The sequence below is a fragment of the Teichococcus aerophilus genome (assembly GCF_014490485.1).
Lineage (GTDB): Bacteria > Pseudomonadota > Alphaproteobacteria > Acetobacterales > Acetobacteraceae > Pseudoroseomonas > Pseudoroseomonas aerophila.
The window spans coordinates 1-6,753 of sequence record NZ_JACTVA010000099.1; the positions used below are offsets into that span (position 1 = coordinate 1).

8 protein-coding genes and 1 pseudogene are annotated in these 6,753 nt (G+C 70.2%); 2 read left to right on the forward strand and 7 right to left on the reverse strand.

The annotated features are described in order from the left end of the window. A pseudogene (locus IBL26_RS24870) lies at positions 1-400 on the reverse strand (septum site-determining protein MinC); the annotation flags it as partial. Positions 401-749: 349 nt separating this feature from the next. Between IBL26_RS24870 and IBL26_RS24875 the strand changes: the two are divergent. Together IBL26_RS24875 and IBL26_RS24880 are read left to right on the forward strand one after the other, a co-directional pair. After that, positions 750-1,187, forward strand: a complete 438-nt coding sequence (locus tag IBL26_RS24875) for an acyl-CoA thioesterase (protein WP_187787196.1) — start codon at positions 750-752, stop codon at positions 1,185-1,187. 156 nt (positions 1,188-1,343) lie between these two features. Then, positions 1,344-2,153, forward strand: coding sequence for an alpha/beta hydrolase family protein (locus IBL26_RS24880; protein WP_187787197.1), 810 nt, complete (start codon positions 1,344-1,346; stop codon positions 2,151-2,153). A gap of 208 nt (positions 2,154-2,361) precedes the next feature. On the opposite strand, the gene gloA is transcribed toward IBL26_RS24880, so the two are convergent. The 6 genes from gloA to IBL26_RS24910 form a co-directional block, all read right to left on the reverse strand. Continuing rightward, on the reverse strand, positions 2,362-2,757 hold the full coding sequence (gene gloA, locus IBL26_RS24885) for a lactoylglutathione lyase (protein WP_187787198.1): 396 nt from the start codon (positions 2,755-2,757) through the stop codon (positions 2,362-2,364). A 13-nt stretch (positions 2,758-2,770) separates the two neighbouring features. Next, on the reverse strand, positions 2,771-3,688 hold the full coding sequence (locus IBL26_RS24890; protein ID WP_187787199.1) for an LpxI family protein: 918 nt from the start codon (positions 3,686-3,688) through the stop codon (positions 2,771-2,773). Between the two features lie 4 nt (positions 3,689-3,692). Further along, the gene (lpxA, locus tag IBL26_RS24895) at positions 3,693-4,544 is read right to left on the reverse strand and encodes an acyl-ACP--UDP-N-acetylglucosamine O-acyltransferase (RefSeq protein ID WP_241749734.1); all 852 of its coding nucleotides are present in this window, start codon (positions 4,542-4,544) and stop codon (positions 3,693-3,695) included. Positions 4,545-4,558: 14 nt separating this feature from the next. Further along, complete coding sequence (gene fabZ / locus IBL26_RS24900) at positions 4,559-5,050, reverse strand: 3-hydroxyacyl-ACP dehydratase FabZ (protein ID WP_187787201.1); 492 nt, start codon at positions 5,048-5,050, stop codon at positions 4,559-4,561. A 5-nt stretch (positions 5,051-5,055) separates the two neighbouring features. Then, complete coding sequence (gene lpxD, locus IBL26_RS24905; protein WP_187787202.1) at positions 5,056-6,123, reverse strand: UDP-3-O-(3-hydroxymyristoyl)glucosamine N-acyltransferase; 1,068 nt, start codon at positions 6,121-6,123, stop codon at positions 5,056-5,058. Positions 6,124-6,131: 8 nt separating this feature from the next. Then, a partial coding sequence (locus IBL26_RS24910; protein WP_187787203.1) for an OmpH family outer membrane protein occupies positions 6,132-6,753 on the reverse strand: 622 nt, incomplete at its 5' end.

Here is a 6,753-nt window from a genome sequence, read left to right on the forward strand (position 1 = left end):
CGGCCGCCTGGGGTGCGGGCGCGGCGGGGGCGGCAGGCGCGCCGAGGGGCACGTCCTCCTCCTTCCCACCGGCGGTGCGCAGCGGCGGCAGGCCGGCCGCCTGGGCGGCGGCCTTCAGCTCGGCCGTGCCACCGGTAGTGCCGATGGGCACGATCTGGATGGCGCGCAGCTCGGCCGCCAGGGTGGCGAAATCCACCTCGTGCGGCGCCATCGCCAGGTCATCGAGGCCGATGACGATGGGGGCATTGCGCAGGAAGCCTGGCGCACGGCGGAACTGATCGCCGATGGCGGGGACGATGATCTCGGGCCGCGCATCCAGCAGCCGCAGTACCAGCAGGTTGAAATTGGCGCCCCGTAACCGGAACGGCTCGAGGCGGGGCTGGGCGGCGGGAGCTGACATCGGTTGCCGAATATATCCTGATGGAGGGCTGACGCGGCGCCCACGCCATGAACGCCATGACAACTTCTATACAGGTCCGGGGCGCCGGGGCGAAGCCCGTCCGCGCAGACCTTTTGCAATCCGTGGTATTCCCGTCACGCTGTGGTGCCGGCGCCGCACCGGGCCTAGAGACTATGCCCGGAAGCCCGCCGGTATTGCCCGGCCGCGCCGCCGGTGGTGGCGCGCCGCGTCACCCGGCGGATTTCCAGGACTGCCCGCTTTGTCATCTCCGACGCCAACCCGGCGGCGGCGATGGCCCGACCGCCTGCCGCGCCCAGGGTGCGGCCCCGGATCTGCGAGAAAGAGCCCGATGCCCAAGCATGTGCCCACGCGGCAGGAATACCGCCGCTTCATCATCATCCCCACCCGCTGGGCGGACCAGGACGCGCTGCAGCACGTCAACAACGCCACCTATTACAGCTATTTCGATACCGCCATCGCCGCCTTCCTGCACGGCACCGGCCTGATGGACGACCTGAATGGCGACGTCACCGCCGTGGCGGTGGAGACGATGTGCCGCTACCACGCCCCGGCCTATTTCCCGGATGTGCTGAGCGTTGGTCTGCGGATCGGCCATATCGGCACCACCTCCGTTCGCTACGAGATCGGTGTCTTCCGGGAGAACGAGGACACGGCCTGTGCCGATGGCCACTTCGTGCATGTCCACGTGGACCGGCGGGAGATGACGCGGACCACGCCGATCCCCCCTGCCATGCATAAGGTACTGGAAACCCTGCTGGTGAAGTGATTCGCCGCTTCCCCGCGCAGCCTGCCCCCGCCAGAGGCAACACGGCGCCCGACGCCTGGGCAGGCGGCGGCACCGGGCCGGGGAATCCCCTCATCGCGGCCTCGCGGCACGCTGGTTGCAAAGCCCCTGGGTAGACACAACCAAAGGGGAGCGTCCGTGACCACGCCTCTGTCGCCTATTCCACGCTCCGCTTCCATGGCCACCCGCACCCAGCCACGCGGCAGCAGCTTCGACGACGCCGCGTGGATGGGCTTGCTGGAAGACGATTCCGCCCTGTTGCGCCAGGCCCGCCCCGGGCAGTTGGACCAGCCCTACGGCACCGCCGCCTGGAACCAGTGGGACCTGTTCCCCGCCGCCGATCCGCATCGGCCCTGCCTGGTGCTGCTGCATGGTGCGGAGCGGCCGGAGCATGAATGGAAGGCCGGGGACTGGCGCCGTTGTTCCGCCCTGGCCGAGGGATTGCGTGCCCATGGCTGGGCCTCCGCCCTACCCGGCCGTGGCCTCTCCCCCGCCGTCAGCCCGACGCGCATCGTCCGCGATACCCATAAGGCGCTGGACTGGCTGGGCGCCCATGGCGCGCAGCACGGCATTTCCGGCCCGGTGGTGCTGGCCGGCTGGGGCGCCGGCGCCGATCTGGCCGCGCTGCTGCTGGACCATCCGCTGGTGAAGGCCGGCGTCGGCATCTGCGGACTTTACGACCTGGAGACGGCGCCGGTCTGCGCCACGGAGCTGGAGGTGATCGCGCTGTCCCCGGTGCGGCTGCCCGTGGTCGGCAAGCCTTTCATCATCGCGCATGACGGGGGCGAGACGGCCGCGGCGGCCGCTGCCTGGCACGCCGCCCGCCAGCAGGGCGGCGGCACCGGCCGGATGATCGGGCTGCCGGGCCAGGGCACCGCGCGCCTGCTGGATTCGCTGCGGGCGCCGGACGGGGCGCTTTGCCGCGCCGTGCTGGACCTGGTGGGTTAGAGCGTGATGGCTTGAGGTGAAACCGCCGAAAGCCTGAACCACGCGACCAACCAAAGGCGGAGAACATGGTGTGTGAACGAATGTGAACGCATCCTGCTCTGACCGTTCCGCATCCGCCCAAACGCAGCGCGGCCCGCGATGTCCACCATCGCGGGCCGCGCATCGTCCAGAGCCTACCCGGCGAACGTGCCGGGCCGGCCCCGGCGGATCAAGCCGGCTTGCGCTCGATCAGCTCGATCTTGTAGCCGTCCGGGTCCTCGACAAAGGCGATGACGGTGGTGCCGAACTTCACCGGGCCGGGCTCGCGGGTGATCTTGGCCCCGGCGGCGCGCAGCGCGTCGCAGGTCGCGTAGATATCCGGCACGCCGATGGCCAGGTGGCCGAAGGCATTGCCCATCTCGTACTTCTCGACGCCGTAATTGTAGGTCAGCTCGATCACGCCGGCGCCCGTGCTCTCCGGCGCGAAGCCGACAAAGGCCAGGGTGTACTTGCCGTCCGGGACGTCGTTGCGGCGCAGTTCCTTCATGCCCAGCAGGCGGGTGTAGAAGTCCACGCTACGGTCCAGGTCGCCAACGCGGATCATGGTGTGCAGGAAGCTGCTCATGACAGGACTCTCCTCAGGTTGGGGCTTCCGCCCATTCCGGGGCGAAAGGGTCGAGCGCCAGCAGGAAGATCCCGGCGGCCTCGGCCGCGGCAAGCGTGGCCGCACGATCGATGATGATGGTGCCGTCCACCTGGATGGCAATGCCGCGCAGGCCGGCGGCGGCCACCCTGGCGACGGTATCCGGCCCAATGACGGGCAGGTCCGCCCGCCGGTCCTGCCCAGGCTTCATGACCTTGACGAACACGCCGCCCGGGCCTTCCCGCTGCAGCCCGCCAGCCCGCGCCAGCATGGAATCGGTGCCCTCGATCGCCTCGACCGCAAGCACCAGCCCCTGCTGCACCACGGCACCCTGGCCGACATCGGCGGCGCCCATGGCGCGCAGCACATAGAGGCCACGGCGGACATCATCCATCGCCTGCTTGTCCGGCCGATGGGTGGTCAACACGCCGGGCGTGTCGACCATCACCTCTGATAGCACCTGGCGAGCTTCGAGGGGGTTGAAGCCTTCCTCCCGCAGCACGCGCACCACGGCGCTCAGCAGCGAGTCGTCGCCGCCAAAGGCCCGCATGCCGATCTTGGGCAGCAGCCGCGCCGCGCCGGCATCCGGCCGCAGCGAGAGGAAGCTGGGCCGGGACACCTTGCCGGCCAGGATCAGGTCCTTCACGCCAGAGGTGCGCAGCCAGTCCAGCATGCGGCCGGCGGCGCCGAGGCGGCAGGTGATGTGGGGATAGGCGGCATAGTCCGCCGCGTCGCCAAAGCCTTCCAGCACGGCCACGTAGACCGGCCGGCCCGCCGCGGCAGCCGAGGCCGCAGCGCGCTGCGGCAGCAGGCCACCACCGGCGATGATGCCCAGCGGGCCACCCAGCGGCGCCCGCAGGCCGACATTGGCCAGGAACCGCGCCTTCGCCGAGCCGGAATCCGCCGTGGCCATGGCCTCAGCCAGCCTCCGCCTCGTCGTCCTCGATCACGCCCCGGCGCGCCTTGCACAGACCGCGATGGCTATCCGCCCGCACGAAGGTGAGGATTTCCTGCACGACCGGATCGGCGCCGTACTGTGCTTCCACATTCGCCAACCGCTCCCCGAACACGCCGGGAGCGCGGAACAGGGCGCGGTAGACGGCGCGGAGCGTGTTGATCTGGCTGCGCGGGAAGCCACGGCGCTTCAGGCCGATCAGGTTCAGGCCGGTCAGCCGCGCCCGATCGCCCATCACGGCGCCGAAGGGGATGACATCGGCCTCGACGCCCGTCATGCCGCCGACGACGACCTGCCGGCCGATGCGGACGAACTGGTGGATGGCCGCGCCGCCGCCGACGAACACCGTGTCGCCGATCTGCACATGGCCGCCCAGCATGACGTTGTTGGCCAGGATGACGTGGTGATCCAGCACGCAGTCATGCCCGATATGGGCGGTGCACATGATCAGGCAGTCGGCGCCCACCTGGGTCAGGCCATGGCCGCCGACGCTGCCGCGATGGATCGTCGCATGCTCGCGGATGATGGTGCGGGCACCGATCTCCACGCGGGTCGGCTCACCCTTGTATTTCAGATCCTGCGGCGGCAGGCCGATGGTGGCGAAGGACATCGCCTGCACCCCGGCGCCCAGCCGCACATCCCCATCGATCACCACGTGGGAGACGAGGGTCACCCCCTCCTCCAGCACCGCTTCGGCGCTGACGGTGCAATAGGGGCCGATGCGGCAGCCGGCGCCGATGGTCGCACCGTCCGCCACGATGGCGGTCGGGTGGATCACGGCGGACGCGTCGATGCCGCGGGACAGAGTCGTCAATTGATCGGCCACCCTCAAACGCCCACGATCATGGCGGTCACGACCGCCTCGGCGACCGTCACGCCTTCGACCCGGGCGACACAGTTGAACTTCCAGACATTGCCGCGCTGCCGCTCCTTCGTCACCGTGATACGGAGCTGGTCACCAGGCCCGACGGGACGGCGGAACTTGCAGTTCTCGATACTCATGAAATAGACCAGCTTGCCGCGCGCGCGCTCGCCCAGCGTCTCGACCACCAGCACGCCGGAGGTCTGCGCCATGGCTTCGACGATCAGCACGCCCGGCATCACCGGGTGGCTGGGGAAGTGGCCCTGGAAGAACGGCTCGTTGATCGTGACGTTCTTGATGCCGACGGCGCTCTCGCCAAGCCGCACGTCGACCATGCGGTCGACCAGCAGGAAGGGGTAGCGATGCGGGATCGCCTGCATGATGCGGGCGATGTCGCAAACCTCGAACCGTTGCGCCTCCGCCCCGCCCTGAGATGCCTGTTCTTCTTGCTGGTCCATGGAAATCAGTCCGTATCTTCTGGCCGTGCCCGGCCGTCATGCACTGGTGCCGGCTTCGCGCCGTGGGCACCGATCTTGCGGAGATAAGAGTTGGCCCGTAGCGAGTCACGCAGGGGCATGGAAGGGGAGCCCATCACGTCCATCCCCGCCGGTACGTCCGCCATCACGCCTGCCTGGGCGCCGATGCGGGCCTTGGAGCCGATCTTGAGATGCCCGGCCAAGCCCGCCTGCCCTGCCACGGTGACGTAGTCGCCCAAGGTGGTGGAGCCCGAGATGCCGACCTGCGACACCAGCACGCAACCCCGCCCGGTCGTTACGTTGTGGCCGATCTGGACCAGATTGTCGAGCCGGGTGCCCGGGCCGATGACCGTGTCGTCCATCGCGCCGCGGTCGATGCAGGCATTGGCGCCGACCTCGACCTCGTCGCCCAGCAGGATACGGCCAAGCTGCGGGATGGTGTGGTAGCGGCCTTCCGGCGTCAGGGTGAAGCCGAACCCCTCCTGCCCCACCCGCGCGCCCTGGTGCAGCGTGACGCGATGGCCGGCCACGCAGAAATTGGCGCTGGAATGGGCGAAGAGCCGGCAGTCGTCGCCGAAGCTGCAGCCATCGCCGATGACCGCGTGCGGGCCAATGATGCAGCGGGCGCCAAGGCGCACACCGGCGCCGATGACGGCGTAGGGGCCGATCTCGCACCCTTCGCCGATCTGGGCATCCGGCGCCACCACGGCGGTGGGGTGGATGCCGGGCTTGGGCAGCGGCTTCGGGTGGAACAGTTCGGCGATGCGCGCGAAGGAGAGGTGCGGCTGTGCCGTGACCAGCGCGGCGGCGCCTTCCGGCACCGAGGCCAGCAAGGCCTCCGGTACCACGACGGCGCCGGCCTGGCTGGCCTTCAGCGCGGCCAGCCAGCGGCGGTTGTCGATGAAGCTGACATCCTCGGGCCCCGCGGAGCCGAGGGGTGCCACGCCACGCAGCCGCCGCGCTTCGTCCCCCACCGCGCGGGCGCCGGATACCGCCGCGAGATGCGCCAGATCATGCGGCCCCGTGGCCGGGTAGAAGCGCGGATCGACCGCCATGGCCGCCTTCAGTTCCGCCGGGGCTGCGCGCCCTGGGCCGGCGCGCGCGGCGCCGACGGGTTCTGCGCCGCCGCCGGGGCGGGCGCATCCTCGGCCGGAATGGTCGCGGTGCGCAGCACGCGGTTCAGCTGCGCCGTCACTTCGGCGGACAGGTCGAAGGGCGGCTCGTTGAAGATCACCAGCGGGCGCGGCAGCACCAGGTTCACCTTGCGGCTGGCCGCCACCTGGCGGATCACCACCGCCAGTGCCTGCTCGATCTCCATCAGCGCGCCCTGGGCGGCCTGCTCGATATTACGCGAGCGGTCGCGGAAGATGCGCTGGGCATCCTGCACGCGGTCCTGCAGGTCACGCTCCTTGGCGCGCAGGTCCTCGGGCGACAGGGTGGCGCGCTGCGCGGCCAGGGCCTGCTGCTCGTCCCGCCAGCGGGCCTGCTCCTTCTGGAGGTCCTCGTTCAGCTTGGCGCGGCGCTTCTCGATCTCTTCCCGCACCTGGTTGAAGGCGGTGGAGTTGCGCTGCACTTCCGGCACGTCGACGATGCCGATAACGGCGGCCGGCGGCTGCTCGCCCGGCGGCAGCGGCGCGGGGTTGGGCTGCACGGCGCGCTGCGGCGCCTGGGCCGGCCGCTGCGCC